This window comes from Rhodoferax sp. P2_H8_2, assembly GCF_056403235.1.
In genome coordinates, this window is the sequence record NZ_JBFUFW010000010.1 from 14,499 (window position 1) to 32,372 (window position 17,874).

At 60.6% G+C, this 17,874-nt stretch carries 18 protein-coding genes and 1 tRNA gene; 12 read left to right on the forward strand and 7 right to left on the reverse strand.

The annotated features are described in order from the left end of the window. Positions 1–8 precede the first annotated feature (8 nt). The 5 genes from AC1DV6_RS15895 (at position 9) to AC1DV6_RS15915 (ending at position 4,501) form a co-directional block, all read left to right on the forward strand. The gene (locus AC1DV6_RS15895; RefSeq protein WP_477979101.1) at positions 9–554 is read left to right on the forward strand and encodes a DUF4390 domain-containing protein; all 546 of its coding nucleotides are present in this window, start codon (positions 9–11) and stop codon (positions 552–554) included. Next, a complete protein-coding gene (locus AC1DV6_RS15900) occupies positions 551–2,833 on the forward strand; it encodes a sensor histidine kinase (protein WP_477979103.1) in 2,283 nt (760 codons plus the stop codon). The genes AC1DV6_RS15895 and AC1DV6_RS15900 overlap by 4 nt, the downstream gene beginning before the upstream one ends. Before the next feature lie 39 nt (positions 2,834–2,872). Next, a complete protein-coding gene (locus tag AC1DV6_RS15905) occupies positions 2,873–3,550 on the forward strand; it encodes a response regulator (protein ID WP_477979105.1) in 678 nt (225 codons plus the stop codon). 48 nt (positions 3,551–3,598) lie between these two features. After that, positions 3,599–3,674: transfer RNA gene (locus tag AC1DV6_RS15910), tRNA-Phe, on the forward strand. A 227-nt stretch (positions 3,675–3,901) separates the two neighbouring features. Further along, positions 3,902–4,501, forward strand: coding sequence for a hypothetical protein (locus AC1DV6_RS15915; RefSeq protein ID WP_477979107.1), 600 nt, complete (start codon positions 3,902–3,904; stop codon positions 4,499–4,501). A gap of 3 nt (positions 4,502–4,504) precedes the next feature. Here AC1DV6_RS15915 and AC1DV6_RS15920 read toward each other — a convergent pair whose 3' ends face one another. Beyond that, positions 4,505–6,637, reverse strand: coding sequence for an ATP-dependent helicase (locus tag AC1DV6_RS15920; protein ID WP_477979109.1), 2,133 nt, complete (start codon positions 6,635–6,637; stop codon positions 4,505–4,507). Positions 6,638–6,724: 87 nt separating this feature from the next. Between AC1DV6_RS15920 and AC1DV6_RS15925 the strand changes: the two genes are divergently transcribed. The 6 genes from AC1DV6_RS15925 to AC1DV6_RS15950 all read left to right on the forward strand — a co-directional run bounded on the left by AC1DV6_RS15925 (position 6,725) and on the right by AC1DV6_RS15950 (position 10,082). After that, complete coding sequence (locus AC1DV6_RS15925; protein ID WP_477979111.1) at positions 6,725–7,696, forward strand: AEC family transporter; 972 nt, start codon at positions 6,725–6,727, stop codon at positions 7,694–7,696. Positions 7,697–7,830: 134 nt separating this feature from the next. Then, on the forward strand, positions 7,831–8,706 hold the full coding sequence (locus AC1DV6_RS15930) for a hypothetical protein (RefSeq protein ID WP_477979112.1): 876 nt from the start codon (positions 7,831–7,833) through the stop codon (positions 8,704–8,706). A gap of 173 nt (positions 8,707–8,879) precedes the next feature. Further along, entirely contained in the window at positions 8,880–9,062 is a 183-nt protein-coding gene (locus AC1DV6_RS15935; RefSeq protein WP_477979114.1) for a hypothetical protein, read from the forward strand. Between the two features lie 2 nt (positions 9,063–9,064). Next, positions 9,065–9,478: a hypothetical protein gene (locus AC1DV6_RS15940; protein ID WP_477979116.1), complete on the forward strand. Its 414-nt coding sequence runs from the start codon at positions 9,065–9,067 to the stop codon at positions 9,476–9,478. Continuing rightward, the gene (locus AC1DV6_RS15945; RefSeq protein WP_477979118.1) at positions 9,475–9,666 is read left to right on the forward strand and encodes a helix-turn-helix transcriptional regulator; all 192 of its coding nucleotides are present in this window, start codon (positions 9,475–9,477) and stop codon (positions 9,664–9,666) included. The genes AC1DV6_RS15940 and AC1DV6_RS15945 overlap by 4 nt, the downstream gene beginning before the upstream one ends. Before the next feature lie 74 nt (positions 9,667–9,740). Then, entirely contained in the window at positions 9,741–10,082 is a 342-nt protein-coding gene (locus AC1DV6_RS15950) for a hypothetical protein (protein ID WP_477979120.1), read from the forward strand. A 91-nt stretch (positions 10,083–10,173) separates the two neighbouring features. Here AC1DV6_RS15950 and AC1DV6_RS15955 read toward each other — a convergent pair whose 3' ends face one another. The 3 genes from AC1DV6_RS15955 to hemE all read right to left on the reverse strand — a co-directional run bounded on the left by AC1DV6_RS15955 (position 10,174) and on the right by hemE (position 14,346). Then, positions 10,174–10,701: an N-acetyltransferase family protein gene (locus AC1DV6_RS15955; protein WP_477979122.1), complete on the reverse strand. Its 528-nt coding sequence runs from the start codon at positions 10,699–10,701 to the stop codon at positions 10,174–10,176. A gap of 4 nt (positions 10,702–10,705) precedes the next feature. After that, positions 10,706–12,844, reverse strand: a complete 2,139-nt coding sequence (priA, locus tag AC1DV6_RS15960; RefSeq protein WP_477979124.1) for a replication restart helicase PriA — start codon at positions 12,842–12,844, stop codon at positions 10,706–10,708. A gap of 359 nt (positions 12,845–13,203) precedes the next feature. Next, positions 13,204–14,346, reverse strand: coding sequence for a uroporphyrinogen decarboxylase (gene hemE, locus AC1DV6_RS15965; RefSeq protein ID WP_477979126.1), 1,143 nt, complete (start codon positions 14,344–14,346; stop codon positions 13,204–13,206). Positions 14,347–14,428: 82 nt separating this feature from the next. Here hemE and AC1DV6_RS15970 point away from each other — a divergent pair, with 82 nt between their 5' ends. Further along, positions 14,429–14,812: a PilZ domain-containing protein gene (locus AC1DV6_RS15970; RefSeq protein WP_477979128.1), complete on the forward strand. Its 384-nt coding sequence runs from the start codon at positions 14,429–14,431 to the stop codon at positions 14,810–14,812. A gap of 4 nt (positions 14,813–14,816) precedes the next feature. Here AC1DV6_RS15970 and AC1DV6_RS15975 read toward each other — a convergent pair whose 3' ends face one another. From AC1DV6_RS15975 to AC1DV6_RS15985, 3 genes are read right to left on the reverse strand one after another with little or no spacing between them, the layout of a single operon-like run. After that, complete coding sequence (locus AC1DV6_RS15975; protein WP_477979130.1) at positions 14,817–15,236, reverse strand: CoA-binding protein; 420 nt, start codon at positions 15,234–15,236, stop codon at positions 14,817–14,819. Next, positions 15,233–17,467, reverse strand: a complete 2,235-nt coding sequence (locus AC1DV6_RS15980) for a protein-disulfide reductase DsbD family protein (RefSeq protein WP_477979132.1) — start codon at positions 17,465–17,467, stop codon at positions 15,233–15,235. Before AC1DV6_RS15980 ends, AC1DV6_RS15975 begins: the two co-directional genes overlap by 4 nt. Positions 17,468–17,483: 16 nt before the next feature. Next, positions 17,484–17,804: a DUF167 domain-containing protein gene (locus tag AC1DV6_RS15985; protein WP_477979134.1), complete on the reverse strand. Its 321-nt coding sequence runs from the start codon at positions 17,802–17,804 to the stop codon at positions 17,484–17,486. Positions 17,805–17,874: the final 70 nt, after the last annotated feature.

Consider the following 17,874-nt stretch of genomic DNA (forward strand, 5'->3'; position numbering starts at 1 on the left):
GCGTTGGCATGTCGCTGGCCCAGGCGCAGAGCCAGGCTGATATCGGCCAGTTCCGAGCCGAGCGGCAGGATGAAGACATCTTTGTTTCGGCACAGATCCAGTTCGAGCTGCCGTCTGCCGTAGAGGATGCATTGCTCAAGGGCATACCCATGTATTTCCTCGCCGAAGTGGAGATACTGCGCGATCGTTGGTACTGGTATGACAAGAAGGTGACTACCACCCAACGCAGCATGCGGCTGGCGTACCAGCCGCTGACGCGCACGTGGCGTGTCAATGTAACGCAGGGGGCGTCCGTTGCAGGCAGCCAGGGTTTGACTTTGAACCAGAGTTTTGAGAACCTGAGCCAAGCCCTGACAGTGATAAAACGCATTTCACGATGGAAAGTTGCAGACGCATCGGACCTCGATGGGGGCGTCAAGCACCGCGTCGATTTCCGCTTCAAGCTGGACCTGAGCCAGTTGCCTCGGCCATTCCAGATTGGTGCGCTGGGTCAGACCGGCTGGGACATTTCGGCCAATCTGGTCGCGCCCCTGATCCTTGAATCCAGCAAATGATGCCTGACGGCAATTCGGCGGCTCAGAGCTCCACCATGCAGCACGCCAAGGCCCTGAACCGGGCAGTGGCGATTGGTGCTGCCGTCATGGTGTTGATTGGTCTGGTACTGCTTTCCCTGCTGATGCAGGCGACCAATAACCGTGATCTCTATGAGCAAAACTACACGCGCCTGTTCACCATCAATGTAGTGGTCGCCGGCGCGTTGTTGCTGGCGATCGTGGGCGTCGGCTGGCGCCTGTTTATACGGCTGCGGCAAGGGCGATTCGGTAGTCGCCTGTTGGTCAAGTTGGCGACTATTTTTGCGCTTGTGGGTGTGGCGCCTGGGTTGCTGATTTACGTGGTGTCTTATCAGTTCGTCTCGCGCTCAATCGAGACTTGGTTTGATGTCAAGGTTGAGGGCGCGCTGGAAGCGGGTCTGAATTTGGGCCGGGTCACCCTGGACACGTTGTCCAGCGACTTGGCCTCCAAATCCCGTGGTGCCGCGGTGCAACTCGCGGAGAACCCTGATGCCATGGCTGGGCTGGTGCTGGAGCGGGTTCTGGAGCAGTTGGGCGCGACCCACGTGATTATCTGGAGTGCGAACGGTAATCTGATCGCGAGTGCCGGGCAGGCTCGGTTTCAGCTCAATCCGGACCGACCTACGCCAAGTCAGTTCCGCACCGCGCGTTTTGAGCGCTCACTGGCGTGGGTTGAGGGTCTGGAGGATGGGGCGCAGGACGCAGCGGTGCCTGCGCGCATCAAGGTACTGGTGCCGATTGCCTCGAATGCGCTGGGATTGGCGCCAGAACTGCGCTACCTGTTGGTCTCCCGTGCGCTGCCATCGAACTTAGTGGCCAATGCGCTGGCGGTCGAAGGTGCGAATCGCGAATACCAGGAGCGGGCACTCGCCCGTGATGGGCTCAAGCGCATGTACATCGGTACGTTGACGTTAAGTCTCTTTCTGGCGGTGTTTGGTGCGGTGCTGTTGGCGATCGTGCTGGGCAATCAGATTGCGCGGCCCTTGCTACTGCTGGCAGAGGGCGTGAGTCAAGTGGCGGCCGGAGATTTCACGCCCAAGATCGCGATGCAAGGCAAGGACGAGTTGGGTGGTCTAACGCGCGCCTTTGCCTCCATGACTGCGCAGTTGTCTGATGCGCGGCAAGCGGTGGAACACAGCATGGCCCAGGTTGACGCCGCCCGCGCCAATCTACAAACCATTCTGGACAACTTGACAGCTGGCGTGATCGTGCTGGGTGCCAACGGTGAAGTCCGCTCGGCCAACCCCGGGGCCACGCGCATCCTGAAAATCCCTATGGCGGCGCACGAGGGGGAATATCTCTCCGAAATTGAGGGGCTTCAGGAGTTCGGTCAGGCCGTGCAAGCACAGTTCGCGGATTTGATGACTCAGCGCATGGAGCGCGGAATGGACCACTGGCAACAGTCGTTTGAACTGGGCGCCAACCTCAATCTGGCGCAAGGACCGTTTGACCGTTCTTTAACCTTGGTGGCGCGCGGCGCAGAGCTGCCAGGCGATGAGCGCCTTCTGGTGTTTGATGACATTTCCGAAATTGTGTCGGCTCAGCGCGCACAAGCCTGGGGCGAAGTCGCCCGCCGTTTGGCCCACGAAATCAAAAACCCTTTGACACCGATTCAGCTTTCCGCGGAACGACTGGAAAAAAGGCTGGGGGGCAAGCTCGAAGCCCCTGAGCAGCAAGTTTTGACCAAATCCGTCAAAACCATTGTTGACCAGGTCGACGCAATGAAGCGGCTGGTTAACGAGTTTCGCGACTACGCGCGTCTTCCAGCCGCGGAGCTCAAACCCGTTGATATCAACGCGTTGGTGCAGGACGTGATGCAGTTGTATGACAACGAAAGCTCTACCGTGCCGGTGCGCCTCGAGTTGCAGCCAAATTGCCCGCGTGTAATGGGTGACGCCGAGCAATTGCGCCAAGTCATCCACAACCTGCTGCAAAACGCGCAGGACGCAACAGAATCTGCGCCCCAGACGGCGGATGACCGCAGCGTGGTCGTGCGAACCCAATGGAAGGAAGGCAGCGCCCGCATGCGCCTGAGCGTATTGGATCGGGGCACGGGCTTCCCGGAACAAATCCTCAAAAGGGCATTCGAGCCGTATGTCACGACTAAGGCACGTGGAACCGGCTTGGGGTTGGCGGTAGTCAAGAAAATTGCGGACGAACACGGGGCGCGTTGCGACGTTGGTAACCGCCTTCAGGACGGCGTCGTGGTCGGCGCGCAAGTATCGTTATCATTGGCGATCGATAACAGCGCGCCAACCTGAGCGCGCGATTACGGTTTTAAGGGAAATAGCGCAGGCACCATGGCAAACATTCTGGTTGTAGACGACGAGCACGGGATTCGGGACCTGCTCTGGGAAATACTGAATGACGAAGGTCATAACGTAGAGCTCGCCGAAAATGCCGCCCAGGCGCGTGCGGTGCGTACCCGCGAGCGCCCCGACTTGGTGTTGTTGGATATTTGGATGCCCGACACCGATGGTGTGACGCTGCTCAAAGAGTGGTCCTCTACCGGACAACTGACCATGCCCGTCATCATGATGAGCGGTCATGCCACCATCGACACCGCAGTGGAAGCCACCAAGATTGGCGCGCTGGCGTTCCTGGAAAAGCCCATCACATTGCAAAAACTGCTCAAGGCGGTAGACCAGGGCCTGGCCCGCGGCAGCCTGCGCAAGGCGGCGGCACTGGAAATCCAGTCGGTCTCGATCACCAGTGTGGAGTATGTCGAGAGTGCGGTGCCGATTGCTTCGGCGGCTGTCTTGACTGGCCCGCAAGCCAACCAGAACTTTGTACTGGACAAGCCATTGCGCGAAGCGCGCGACGAGTTTGAAAAGGCCTATTTTGAGTACCACCTCGCACAGGAAAACGGCTCCATGACCCGCGTGGCGGAGAAAACCGGTCTGGAGCGCACCCACCTGTATCGCAAGCTCAAGCAGCTTGGCGTAGACCTGACGCGCAGCAAACGCACCGGCACATGAGCGGGTTTCGGAAAAGGCGCTTTTCTTGCTGCTATAATTGAAGGCTCAGGCCCGGTAGCTCAGTCGGTAGAGCAGAGGATTGAAAATCCTTGTGTCGGTGGTTCGATTCCGCCCCAGGCCACCAAATTGAAGCCCCCTTGTTTTGGCAAGTGGGGCTTTTTTCATGCCCCGAGGGGCTGAGTGCGGATGTGTTGCGTCGACTGAAGGTACCGATGGAATGGCTCCAATTGGTGGTTTTGCGTACATACCGATAGAAGCATTCACGCAACAATGCCCACAGTACGTCGGTTGGGCCAAGTGGCATTCCAGAGGGCGCTGGGTTATTATTGAACCGAATACAAAGGGTGTCTCATGTTCAGCGGGTTTTTTGGCAAAGGCGGCAAGTCTGACAAAACGCCTCCTAAGGATGCGGCGGATTCGCGCGGCCTGGAGGTTGTGGAAGATGACCCGGACACTGCGTGGAGCCTGTGGGACAGCGCATTGGCAGATCAGGACTCGCGCTTCAGTTCCGATGCGCTGGCTGCCGTAGATTCTTTGCCCCCCATTGAGCAAGCCCCTACGGTCATCGTGCGCGCCGAGACGCCTCCCAAGCCTGCAGTCGTACCGACGCTGGATCTGGAAATTCCGACACAACCCTTGTCGTTGGAAGAGAAGTCACCGGACCAGCGCCGGGAAGACGCGCTCGGAATCGTCGATCTTCACCACCACCGTGTCGCCAACAACATTCGCACCATGTGGGGCTACAAAGAATGTGGCACGTACCTCAACAAGCTGATCATGGACGGTGGCGACGGCATGGGCCACAACCGGATTGGTTTTAACCAGGAAGCGGTGGCGGCCATCCTGGCCTTGCTGGACCTGCATGAAAAGAACTTCGGTCCCGCAGTCTCCGGCGAGGTTCTGGGGTTCGGAGATCCCTCCGTCCGTACCGGTTTTGACGGCCTGCGCTAGGCCCTAACGGTTCAGCGCTGCAGCAGCGGCGCTTATCTCTGCCTTACGGGCAAATTCGGCGCGCAATGCCTTCAACTTTTCCCTAGGGTCTTCCTTCACCGTCGTTTGGTCCAGCGCCATTTCGGCAATAAACCGGCTGGGCAAAGCGGCCACCATCTCGCGCCCCTTTTTGCGCCTGCGTGTCCAACTCACGGCCAAACTGCGCTGCGCGCGGGTAATGCCCACGTACATCAGGCGGCGCTCTTCCTGCAAACGGGTCGCCATGTCTTCATTGACTGTCTCATCGGCCTTCGTGGATCCGCCCAGCGAATCTGCGCCATCCCCCAGCTTGAACGGCAGCATGCCTTCGGTCACTCCCACCAGCATCACATGCGGCCATTCCAGACCCTTGGAGGCGTGCAGCGTGGAGAGCGTCACTACGTCCTGGTCTTTTTCGCGCTCGGAGATGGTGGAGAGCAGGGCGATGGTTTGCGAGACTTCCAGCAGGCTCTTGACTTCGCGCTCCGTGACACCGGCTACATCTTCGATCTGTCCGCCGCAGCGCGCGGCCATCCAGTCGCAAAACTCCAGCACATTGGTCCATTTCGCGGCAGCGATCTTCTCGCTTTCTTCGCCATCGTAAAGGTGCTTTTCGTATCCGATTTCCTTGAGCCAATCGGCCAGGAAGACTTTGGCGGCTTCGGCCCCTTCGGTATGGCGGGCGCGGAATTCCAGGTCGTTCAGGTAGCGGCCAAACTCGTGCAGGCTGCCCAGCGCCTTGGCGCCCAAGGCGGAGCCCAGGGATGAGGAAAATAAAGCCTCGAACAGGCTCAGCTTGTATTGCGTTGCATACACGCCCAGTGTGCCCAGCGTCTGGTGACCAATGCCGCGCTTGGGCGTGGTGACGGCGCGCAGAAACGCCGGGTCGTCATCGTTATTGGCCCACAGCCGGAACCAGGCGCACAGGTCGCGGATTTCGGCGCGGTCAAAGAAGCTCTGGCCGCCGGACACCTTGTAGGGAATGTTCGCCTTGCGCAGCGCCTTCTCGAAGGGCTTGGCCTGGTGGTTGGCGCGGTACAGCACGGCGAAGTCGCGAAACGCCTTGTACTGCGCGCCTTCTTGCGCCAAAGCGCCTTCGGCGCGCAGGCTCTGGATACGGGCCACGGCGCGCTCGGCTTCGTGCTCTTCGTTGTCGGAATCAACCACGCGTACCGGTTCACCCTCGCCCAGCTCGCTGAACAATGTTTTGGAAAACAACTTGGGATTCGGGCCAATGACGTTGTTCGCCGCGCGCAGGATGGCGCTGGTCGAGCGGTAGTTCTGCTCCAGCTTGACCAGCTTCAGCGCGGGAAAGTCGATCGGCAGTTTCTTCAAGTTGTCCAGCGTGGCGCCACGCCAGCCATAGATGGACTGGTCATCGTCGCCCACGGCCGTAAAGCGTGCGTCGGCGGCCGTAGGCCCGACCAGCAGCTTTAACATTTCGTATTGCGTGGCATTGGTGTCCTGGTACTCGTCCACCAGCACGTGGCCCATCAGCCCTTGCCACTTTTGCCGGACTTCCTCATGGTTTTGTAGCAGCTTCAGTGGCAGGCTGATCAGGTCATCAAAGTCCACGCTTTGATAAGCGATCAAACGCTCTTCATACCGGCCCATCACCACGGCAGTTTGCCGGGCGTTGTCGTCCTCGGCTTGGGCCAGTGCCTGCGCGGCATTCAGCCCAGCGCTTTTCCAGGCGCTGATGGTCCATTGCCAGGTGCGGGCCGTTGCGGCGTCTACGGTGCCGCCAGCGTCCTTGAGGATGCTGGTGACGTCATCGGTGTCCAGAATCGAGAACGCAGGCTTCAGGCCCAGCGCTGCGCCGTCCTGGCGCAGCATGCGCACGCCCAGTGCGTGAAAGGTGCAGACCACCACATCCTTGGCGGCCTTGCCGATCAGGCCTTTTGCGCGTTCGCGCATTTCCGCCGCGGCCTTGTTGGTGAAAGTGATCGCAGCGATGCGCTGCGGCGCCATGCCGGTCTGTATCAGGCGCGCGATCTTGTGGGTGATCACCCGCGTCTTGCCCGACCCTGCACCGGCCAGCACCAGACAGGGTCCGTGCAGGTAGTTGACAGCTTCTTGCTGGGCGAGATTCAGACCGTGGGAAGAGGGGGCAGACATGCGGGAACGAGACAGGCAATAAGGCGGACAGTGAGGCAGACACGGGAAGCAGGCGCGCCATCTTAACGGGTGCGCGACAATCGCTTGGTGCTGCAAATCCTGACCGTTACCTTCCCCTTCTTTGCGTTGGTGCTATGTGGCTTCGTTGCCGCCCGGCGGGGCATGTTGCCACTGGCGGCGATACCCGGCCTGAACGGCTTTGTGCTGTTCTTCGCGCTGCCTTGCATGCTGTACCGTTTTGGCGCTTCTACGCCGATTGCGCAGTTGCTGGACGCCAGCATCGCATTGACCTATCTGTTGTGCGCACTGGTCATGGTGGCTTTTGTGATCGCAGTCACGTTGCGCGGGCGCATTGGCTGGAACGATGCGGCGTTGGGTGCGTTGGTCGGGGCGTTCCCGAATACCGGTTTCATGGGCGTCCCCTTGCTGGTCGCGCTGTTAGGCCCCAAAGCCGCAGGCCCTGCCATCGTCACCATCTTGGTCGACATGGTGATTACGTCGTCGCTGTGCATTGCACTGTCACGCCTGGGTGGCGCATCGGGCACCTCCCCTGCCGAGGCGCTGAAAAACGCGCTCAAGGGCGTGGCCACCAACCCCATGCCATGGGCCATCCTGTTGGGTGCGTTGGTTTCGGCGTTGCAACTTAACTTTCCGCAACCCGTTGTGGCCACCGTTGGCATGCTGGCCGATGCGGCATCGCCGGTCGCCCTGTTCACGATTGGCGCGGTGCTGGCCCGCTCGCAGATGCTGGCACTGCACGACAAGGCGCACGAGGTGCATTGGCAGGAATATGTACCTGTGGCGTTGATCAAGTTGTTTCTGCATCCCCTGCTGGTGCTGTTGGCATGCACGGCGGCCATCCATTTGGGTGCGCCCATCGACAAGTTCTCTGTGACCGTGCTGGTGTTGGTGGCTGCGTTGCCCAGCGCCAGCAACGTGTCGCTGCTGGCCGAGCGCTTTGGTGCGGACAACGGGCGTATCGCCCGCATCATTCTGGTGTCCACTGCCGCGGCCTTTCTGAGTTTCTCGGGCGCGGTGATGTTGATGACGGGGCGTTGAAGTTTCGCTGGGCGCTCATCCGCTTTCGCCGTATATTGGGCAAATCCCCTACGTAAGGGGCGGCGTTAGTCGTTGATACTGGGGCGAATTTATCGCTCTTACCGGGATCATCCATGTGGGTCGGCATTTGTTTCATGCGTGTTTGGCGGCCTTTGTGCCGCACTGCGGCGTTGTGCGGCCTGGCGTTATTCGTGATTGGCTCCGTGCATGCGGAGGAAAAGGTCCTGCGGGTTTTCCCGTCGGGGATGATTTACGAGTACCGCTGGAAGTTGCTGGAGCTGGCTTTGCAGCGCAGCCCCCATTACGGGCCGGTGCGCCTGCACGCCATCAACGAGGACATGACGCAAGCACGTGCCAGCCTGTTGTTGCAGTCGGGTGACATCGATGTATTGGCATTTGGTACCAATGCTGACCGCGAAGATTTGATGCAACCCATCAAGATCGACATCCTGCGTGGAATTGTGGGCTACCGTTTGCTGATCATTCGCTCCGAGGACCAACCCCGGATCGAGAAAATGACCGCGGCGCGCATGCGCAAGGAGTTGCTCTTTGGCCTGAACAGCCAGTGGGCCGATTTGCCCATCATGCAGGCGAACGGCTTTGTCGTGGAAACCTCGCCTGGCTACGACAATCTGTTTGCCATGCTGGACGCACACCGGTTCGATGCATTCCCCCGCGGCCTGAACGAGGCGCAGCGCGAACTGGAGCAGCAGGCGCAGAAGTTCCCGCAACTTCGCATTGAACACAGCAAGGCGTTGTATTTCCCATATCCGGTTTATTTCTGGGTCAGCAAGAAAAATACCCTACTCGCCATGCGCATCGCGCAAGGCCTGAAGCGCTCGTTGGCGGACGGCTCATTCCGCCGCTTGTTTGAGCAGTACCACGCCAAGGAAATCGAGTCCCTCAAGGCGCAGAAGCGGACCGTCATCCGTCTGTCCAATCCATTGCTTCCCAGGGCAGAGGTACCAGACGCCAGTTGGTGGTGGCCATCTGCGCAAGTGGACCGCTGAACCGTCCACTCGATTGCTATTGAATCGATAGCTGCTCACGCTTTCCCGACGGGCGTTAGACGACTATTTTGGCAGTAAAAGACAAGTTCTAAAGACTTTTTGTAAAGTTTGCTTGACTTAATGTGTTCGAATATGTAAAGTCTCCTTGTCTTAACCACGAAGGAGTTTTCCACATGAAGAACATTCAAAAAGGCCTGTGCTGGGCTGCCGCGATGCTGATGGTCGCGATCGCAAAACAATACGGCGTCTTTGATGCCAAGGCTGCGGATACCCTGCTGCTGGTGCTGCCCATTCTTGCGTTCACGTCCCTGCGGAACAAACGCGAGTGCAACCTGTTGCGCAAGAAGGAGGCATGAGCATGGCGATGTCTTCCCCCGAGCGCCGCTACCTGAAGCGGCTATTCAGCGCGATGGCGGTCTATGTCGTCAGCCTGTTTCTCGCGAAGTACCTGATTACGCGCCATCTGGTGGATGGCCCCATCGTCTGGGTCCTTGGCTTGCTGCCCGGCTTGGCCGTAGCGGGCGCTTTCTACGCCATTGCCATGCTTATCGTCGAACAGAAGGATGAATTCCTGCGGATGCTGCTGGTGCGCCAGACGCTGATTGGCACGGGGGTCGCGCTCACCATCGCAACCGTCTGGGGCTTTCTGGAGAACTTCGGGCTCGTGCCCCATGTTGACGCCTACTGGGTCGCCATCATCTGGTTTATCGGGTTTGGGCTTGGCGCACTGATCAACCGGATTACCCATGGCGCAACGGGAGAAAGCTGTTGAATAACCGTCTCAAGGTGCTGCGCGCCGAGCGCAACTGGAGTCAGTCGGATCTGGCGGAGAAACTCGAGGTTTCGCGTCAGAGCGTCAATGCGATCGAGACGGGCAAGTACGACCCTTCACTGCCCTTGGCCTTCCGCATTGCGCAACTGTTTGGCCTGGCGATTGAGGAAATCTTCTTGCCTGACTGATCGCGCGATGCCCACGTACCGATCGATAGCCTCAGCACTTCTGGTGGCATCCCGGTGCTGGGCACAATAGGCCCATGCAATTTGTATCGACTGTTCTCTCCGCCATCGTCCGTACTGTCTTCAAACTGGTGCTGCTGGCTGCAGCACTGGTTTTTGTCCTGAGCCTGCTGTGTGTGGCTCTGGTCAGCGTGGTCGTAATCTTGCTCAAGGCGCTATTGACTGGCCGCAAGCCCGCCTTTGTCACTACCTTCTCGCGGTTTAACCAAGCATCCCAACGGTTTCGCAGCGGCGAATGGCCGGGCCGTACGGGTACAGGGTTTAGCGGCGGGGCGCCTGCCGATGTGATGGATGTTCAGGCCCGCGAGGTTCGCAACGACGCGGCGCTGCCTTACGACGCTTCCCAAGACAAGCCCTGACTTGCTCAGCGGTTGCTATGAAAATAGTAGCTGCTTACGCAACTTCCATAGGCATCGCAGCCACTTTCTTCTCCAAATCTTCAGCGAACTCTCATCCAAGCCCCGTGGGTTTGATAAAGACCCGGTTTTCATAGCTTTGGCCTTCAATGACATAGTGTGTGCGACCTATGTCGGCATAGCCCAGGCGCGGGTAAAAAGCCAGCGCGGGCGCGTTGCCCGACCACGCCGTCAGCCACAGCGCACTGTGACCGTGCGCATGCGCGATACGTTCTGCGTGTGCGGATAGCGCTTGTCCAATGCCGTGCCGGTGGAAATTGCGTTGCACATACAAACGCGCAATTTCAGCCGTGGCTTCACTGAGAACGGGGCACGGTCGGTTCAATGCGAGCTCCAAAAAACCGACGAGATGGTCCTTGGATTCGGCCAACATGAAGTGCACACCGGGATCAGCCAGGTGCGCGGCCATCAGCTCGGGCGAGTAGCAGGCCAGCGCCTCGCGTGCCAGGTCCGGGCGTACGCCTTGGGGCGCATAGGTGTCCAGAAAAACCTGGGTTGCCAGCACGCCTATGCACAGCGCATCTTCATGCGTTGCGGCGCGGTAGACGATGGTTGCGGTCATGCGCTCAAATCGCCAGCGGGTCTACATCAATTGCCCAGCGGATCAGGCCCTTGCCTTCAGGCCCGGTGCGCGTGGATTGCAGGACGTCCTGCCAAGCCGTCAAAAACTGTTGCAGCGCGGAGCGCGACGGGCTTTCGATCAGCATCTGTGCGCGCTCGATATCGGCAACTCGCTGGATGCTCATGGGCACGGCAGGGTAGACCGTGATCTGGTCCAGCACGGCGGCCCAGCCATCCCACTCGCGCATGGGGCCTTGTGCGAAGGCGCGCGCTGTGTTCAGGAACTCCTGCGCCGTTTCCTGCGTGCGTGCGTCTGCACGCACCAGGGCTTGCGCACTGAACGGTGGCAGGTTGGCCTGCTCGCGCTCGAGCAATTGTTGCTTCGCAAAGCTCGGGTAATCGTGGGCTTTGAGTGCGGCGTACAACGGGTGCGCGGGCTGGAAAGTTTGTATCCAGACCTCGCTGCTGGCGCCGGTTGTGGCGTCGCGTCCGGCGCGCCCTGCAGCTTGCATCAGCAGGCTGAACAAGCGTTCGGGTGCTCTGAAGTCGCTGGAGAACAAAGCGCCATCCGGGTTGACCGCAGCGACCAGCGTGATGCGGCGGAAGTCATGGCCCTTGGCGATCATCTGCGTGCCGACCAAGACGTCTACATCACCGGCGTGCACGGCTGCAAGCTGCTCTTCCAGCGCGCCTTTGAGGCGCGTGCTGTCGGCGTCAATCCGTGCGATGCGCAGTGGCTCACCGTCGGGTTTGTCGGCGGTGACGGAACCCGCGCGCTTCACATCCGCCAGCAGCTCGGCCAGGTGTTCTTCCAGTTGCTCGGTACCGCGGCCCAGCGGCGCGATGTCAGGGTTGCCACAACTCGGGCAGGCGCGTGGCACGCGTTCGGTAAAGCCGCAGTGGTGGCAGCGCAGCGTGCGGTCGATCTTGTGGAACACGCGAAACGCAGAGCAATGCGGGCACTGGCTTTTCCAGTCGCACGCGCTGCAATGCAACACCGGTGCATAGCCCCGCCGGTTCAAAAAAACCATGCACTGCTCGCCACGACCCACGCGTTCCTTGATCGCTTCCAGCAGCGGTATCGAAAACACGGCCTTGCGGGGCTGGTGGTTCATGTCCACGCGCCTTACTAGCGGCAATTTGGCGTCTGCTCCGACGCGCGACGGCATATGCAGCCGCAGGTAGCGCCCACCCTCCGCTGCCGGGCGGCTTTGGTGCCAACTCTCCAGCGACGGCGTGGCCGAACCCAGAATGACCTTGGCGCCTTCGAGCTTGCCGCGATAGACCGCCAGATCGCGCGCCGAATAGCGGGCGCCTTCGCTGCTCTTGTAGCTGGGGTCGTGCTCTTCGTCGACGACGATCAGGCGCAGCTTGGGCAGGCTGGCAAACACTGCCATGCGCGTGCCCAGCACGATACGGGCGTTACCGCTGTGCGCGGACAGCCAGGCCTTGAGGCGCTGCGGGTTGGTCATGCCGCTGTGCATGGACACGACAGACTCTGCGCCATACAGCGGCGCAAAGCGTTCGATAAAGCGCGCTTCGAGCTGTGGCGTCAGATTGATCTCGGGCACCATCACCAGCGCCTGTGCGTCCGGGTCCGCAGCCAGCAAATCCTGCACGCTCTGCAGATACACCTCGGTCTTGCCGCTGCCAGTCGCGCCGAATAGCAGGAAGGGGCCGCTGTGGCCCGCAATCTGCGCCAGCGCATGGGCTTGCTCAGGGGTATGGGTTGGAGTGGTCAAGGCAGGCGGTACGTCAGATTGCGCCTTGGGCTTGCGCTTCAAGCGCCGTTCCATTTGCACTGGTGTCAGATCGCGCAATTGGGGCGGCAGCGCGGCGAGCGCAACCTCACCGACGGAGCGCTGGTAATACTGCGCGGCAAAGGTCAGCAGCTGTTGCCAATCGGCGCTCAAAGGCGTAACGCCTTCCAATACACCCGCTATCGCGCGGATTTTTTCCGGATCGAGCTCGCCCGTCGCATTGGCGGCCTGCGGATCCCAGACCAAACCCAGGGTTTCGCGCTTGCCCAGTGGTACGCGTACCAGTGTGCCGGGCGGTAGTGCCAGCTCACTTCGATAGGTCAACACCGAACCCATCGCCGCGTGGGCTGGCGTTTGCACCAGAACGCAAATCCAGTGACTCATGGCGTGAGCTTGCAGGGGAGCAGACTTGGGAGCACTTGAGGAGAAAAGTTGATGTGAACTGGCGAAATGGGCGCTAAGTGCTTGATTTCAAAGTGCTTTACAGGACATTCATCAATTCTGTGGATAACTTTGTTGATATATTGTCATGGAGCATGCCAAAGCCTTGTAAATCAAGGCTTTGGCTGGAATGCCCGCAAAAAAAGCAAAAATCAAAACCCTTATGAATCAATGACTTACTGGCGCTATTGCTTTTATAGCGGTCTGCGCCCGAATCAGGGTTGACCCGGGGGCACTGCTATCATTTTTGTGCATAAGTTTAGTTTGCTGCGTTTGAAAGCGTCCAAAAAAGTGCTATGCAGTTACGCCCGCAAGCCCCGTGAATGCGTATGAACCGCATCCACCAAGGCCGCTACATGCTCGGGAGGCGTGTACTGACTTATGCCGTGGCCGAGATTAAAGATGTGGGTCGGGCCGCTGCCTGCACCTTGATAGGGCGCGCCAAAGCTGTCCAAAACACGGGCCACTTCCGTACCAATTTGGGCGGGTGGGGCAAACAGCACGTTCGGATCGATATTGCCCTGCAGCGCCTTGCCGGGGCCGTTTTCAGCGCCGCCGACCAGTGCGCGGGCTTTGCCCAGATTCACTGTCCAGTCCACGCCCAGCACGTCGCAGTCCAGCGCCGCCATCTCCTGCAGCCACAGACCCCCGCCTTTGGTGAACACGATACGTGGGATGGTTTCGCCGTTCGGGCCGGTGCGTTTCAGTTGCGCCAGCACACGTGCCGTATAGGCCATGCTGAAGGTCTGGAACGCGCCATCGGCTAGCACGCCGCCCCAGCTGTCAAAAATCATCACCGCCTGCGCGCCCGCATCGATCTGGGCGTTCAGATAGGCGGCCACCGAGTCGGCATTGATTTGCAACATTTTGTGCATCAGGTCCGGGCGGCTGTAGAGCATGGTTTTGACCAGCCGGTAGTCGTCCGAGCCTGCGCCCTCAACCATGTAGCAGGCAAGCGTCCACGGGCTGCCGGAGAAGCCGATCAGCGGCACGCGGCCCTTGCCGTCCTGCGTCAGCGCCTTGCGGATGCTGGAGACTGCGTCAAACACATAACGCAGTTTTTCCATATCGGGCACGGCCAGCTTGGCAACTGCGGCTTCGTCACGCACGGGGCTGGCAAAGCGCGGGCCTTCGCCCTGGGCAAACGACAGACCAAGTCCCATCGCGTCCGGAATGGTCAGGATGTCGCTGAACAAAATGGCTGCGTCCAGCGGGTAGCGTTCCAGCGGCTGCAGCGTGACTTCGGTGGCGTAGTCGGTGTTGGTCGCCAGGCCCATGAAGCTGCCGGCCTTGGCGCGGGTGGCCACATATTCGGGCAAATAGCGGCCTGCCTGGCGCATCAGCCAGACGGGGGTGTGGGCGGTGGCCTGGCGCAGGCAAGCGCGCAGGAATGTGGCGTTGTGCAGGCCCTCAAAGGTGCCGGGGGCGATGTGCGTTGGATTCATGGGGCCAATTGTCGCAGCATGCCTTGCGCTACCATGGGGCATGTTGTTCAAGGCTTGGCAAAATCTTCGAAAGGCGCGTCCTGTGGACGTCAGCCCCGTGGCTATTGCGAGCGCGAACCGTCGGTTTTTCCGTTCGCTGGTGCAAACGCCGGCACGTCTGAATCTGGCAGGGAACATCCGCGAGGTGCGCCTGCTGGATATTTCGTTGCAGGGCGCGCTGGTGGAAGCGCCATCCGGCATGTTCGGTGCCGTGGGTACGCGCGGACGTTTGCGTCTGACGCTGATGCCTACAGCCTTTATTGCGATGGACGTGGCAGTCGCCCGCACACAGGGGCACTGTCTGGGCTTGCGCTGTGTGAATATTGATTTGGACAGCATCACCCACTTGCGCCAACTGGTGGCGCGCAACTCCGACGACCCGCTTTTGCTCAGCCGCGATCTGTCGCGCCTGATCGGCAACGCTTAAGGCACTAGCCGCGGGCTGCCGCGGCGCGGCGGTGCTCCACCATCAGGCAGTGGTCTTCCACCACCAGCAGGCCTGCGGCGCGGGCCTTGGCCGTTGCGGCCTCGTGCACAACGCCCAACTGCAACCAGACCGCAGGTGCGCCTATCGCGATGGTTTCGTCGATCACCGGCGGCACGTCGGCGCTATTGCGAAACACGTCTACCAGTTCGATCCTATGGTCACGCGCAGCTTCAGTGAGCGTGGCATAGACTTTTTCGCCCAGGATGGGCGTGCCACTGGCCGCCGCCACCGGGTTGATGGGCACGATGCGCCAGCCTTGTGTCTGCATGTATTGCGACACCCGAAAACTGTCGCGGTGCGGTTTGGGCGACAGGCCGACCACCGCTACGGTGCGGGGCTGGGCCAGAAGCTCTGCTGTGTTCACAGGCTTTGCAGTGCAGTGCGCACTTCGCTCACGCTGATCAGCTCTGACAGCACCACCGGGGGCTTGCCTGCCTGGTACAGCACATAGACCGGCACGCCGGTGCGGCCCAGCGCCGTCAGGGCCTGCGTGATGGCGGGGTCGCGGCGCGTCCAGTCGGCGCGCATCAGCGTGACCTTTTTCGCCGCAAAGTCGCCGACCACATCGGCGTTGGCCAGCGTGGTCTTCTTGTTGTACTGGCAGGTGATACACCAGGCCGCGGTGAAGTCCACGAACACGGGCTTGCCCTGCGCCAACTCGGTTTGCACGCGCTCGGTGCTCCAGGGTTGCCATGTCGTTGCAGCGCCCGCCGCAGGCGCCGTGTTGTCTTCCAGCTTGAAGATGTTCTGGCCAATAGCGCCCGCCAACAGCGCGAGAGCAGCTATCGAAATAGTAGCAAACACCCAGCGCGCGCGGCCCACCAGGCTCAGCGACCAGGCCAGCAGCGCCAGCATCAGCAACAATGCCAACAAGCTGGCTGCGCCGTCGACACCGCTCAAGTGTCCCAGCACCCACAGCAGCCACACGACCGTCGCCCACATCGGGAACGCCATGAAGCCACGCAGTTGCACCATCCATGGCCCTGGGCGTGGCATCCAGTTGCCGATTTGCGGCACCCAGCTGGCGATCAGGAAAGGCAATGCGAGCCCCAGACCCAGCGCGGCAAAAATGCCCAGCGCTTGACCCGCAGGCAGCGCGATTGCGTAGCCCAGCGACGCGCCCATGAAAGGCGCGGTACAAGGCGATGCAATAGCGACGGCCAATACACCGGACAAAAACGCATCGCCTACCGGATGGCGGAACTGCATCGATGCCAGGCCGCTGGGCAGGATGTTGCCGACTTCCAGCAGGCCGACCAAATTCAGGCCCAACAGAGTGAACAACACAGCCAGCACGGTGATGACGCCGGGCGATTGCAATTGAAAGCCCCAGCCCAGTTGCTCGCCACCGGCGCGCAGCGCCAGCATCAGCCCGCCCAGCGCCATGAAAGACAGCACGACACCGGCGGTGTAGGCCAGGCCTTGCAAGCGTTGCGATTTCGTCGTATGGCCTGCATGGCCGGCAAAGCCCAGCACCTTGATGGCCAGCACCGGGAACACGCAGGGCATCAGATTCAGGATCAGCCCGCCCAACAGCGCCGCGCCCAGCGCAAATAACCAGGCGCCGAAATCTGCGGGGGTGCTGGCGGACGCTGGAGCGGCTTGCGCTGCCGCACCACCCGCCACGGCAGGCCAAGCGCCGCTGACCGGCATCTCCACACGCAAGTTTTCTTTGCCAGCAATCAGTACCACCGGTAACACCGCGGGGCTGGCGCTACGCTGGGCAGACAGTGGCATGTTCGCGGTCCAGACATTGCCTTCCCAACTTTGGGTGGCGGTTTGAACGCCTGAGCCGTTGACAACTTTGTCCTTGCTGAAAGGCACCAAGTTGGACTCGGCCACTTCGCTGATCTCCGGCAGCGCGGTCAGCGCCTTGCCTTGCCATGCGGTGGGCAAGCCAGCCACTTGCAAGCGCAGGCTGCCGTTCTCAATGCGGGCGGACACGGTGCCAGTGTGGGCCTTGGGTGCCGAGGCCAGCGTGGCGTCAAACGCCGCGCCGTGCATCGCCATCGAGCCGCGCGCAGGGATGCGCAATACAAAGTCGCCGTCCTGCGGAATGCATTCCTGGCGACACACCAACCAGCTCGCGTTCAGCTTTACTTCCAGATCGCCCAACACGCCGGTGCCGCGGAACTCCGGGCCAATCGTCAGTGGCACGGCCAACAGCACGGTGCCTTCGTAGCCAAAGTTGGCCAGGCTGCCGATCGCAATTTTTTCCGGTGCCGGCCAGGAGATCGCGCCCGCCTGTACACCGGCGGGCAGCTTCCAGTCCAGCGTCGTGGGCAGGCCGGAGTCGCCGGGGTTTTTCCAGTAGGTGTGCCAATGGGGTTGGTGCGTCAGTTGCAGTCCGACCCAGACGGTCTTTCCGGGATCAATGCCCTGTGGCGCGTGGGCTATCAATTCGGCGCGCACCTGGTCGGTCTGCACGACCGCCGAGACAGGGCCGTTGCCATTGGCGTTGGTAAGGCTATTTTGGGCTGTAACGCCCGTGTGGATTGCGTAAGCAGCTACCAAAACAGTAGCAAATCGCAGGAAGAATTTCAGCATGGGGGCAACAGGTGCAAAGCGCAGCGAGCGCGGGAAAGGCGTCAACATGCGCCATTGTCGGCGATCAGGGTTTCCCAGTGAAAACAGGGGGTAGTTGGGTCGGCGCCTTGATGCGCAGTTGCTTGTGAATGCTTTCCTGACCGAAAACGACCTCAATGGCCGAGGTCGGTACGCCGAACAGCGGTGCCAGAAAGCGCACCATGTGGTCGGTAGCGCGACCATCCTTGGGTTGGGCGGTCACACTGACCTTGAGTTGTGTGCCCTTGGGTTTGCCAATAGCGTCCTTGTTGGCGGCAGGTTTACCCAGGATGTTGACGATTAAAGTATCGCCATCCCACGCAAAGAATGAGTCACCGGTGGCGTTGCGGATTGAGGGGGAACTCACCGCCGGGCCGCCCCAAGGTGAGTTGGCCCCTTTGGGGGGCAGCGACCCGCATGGCGGCAGAGCGTGGGGG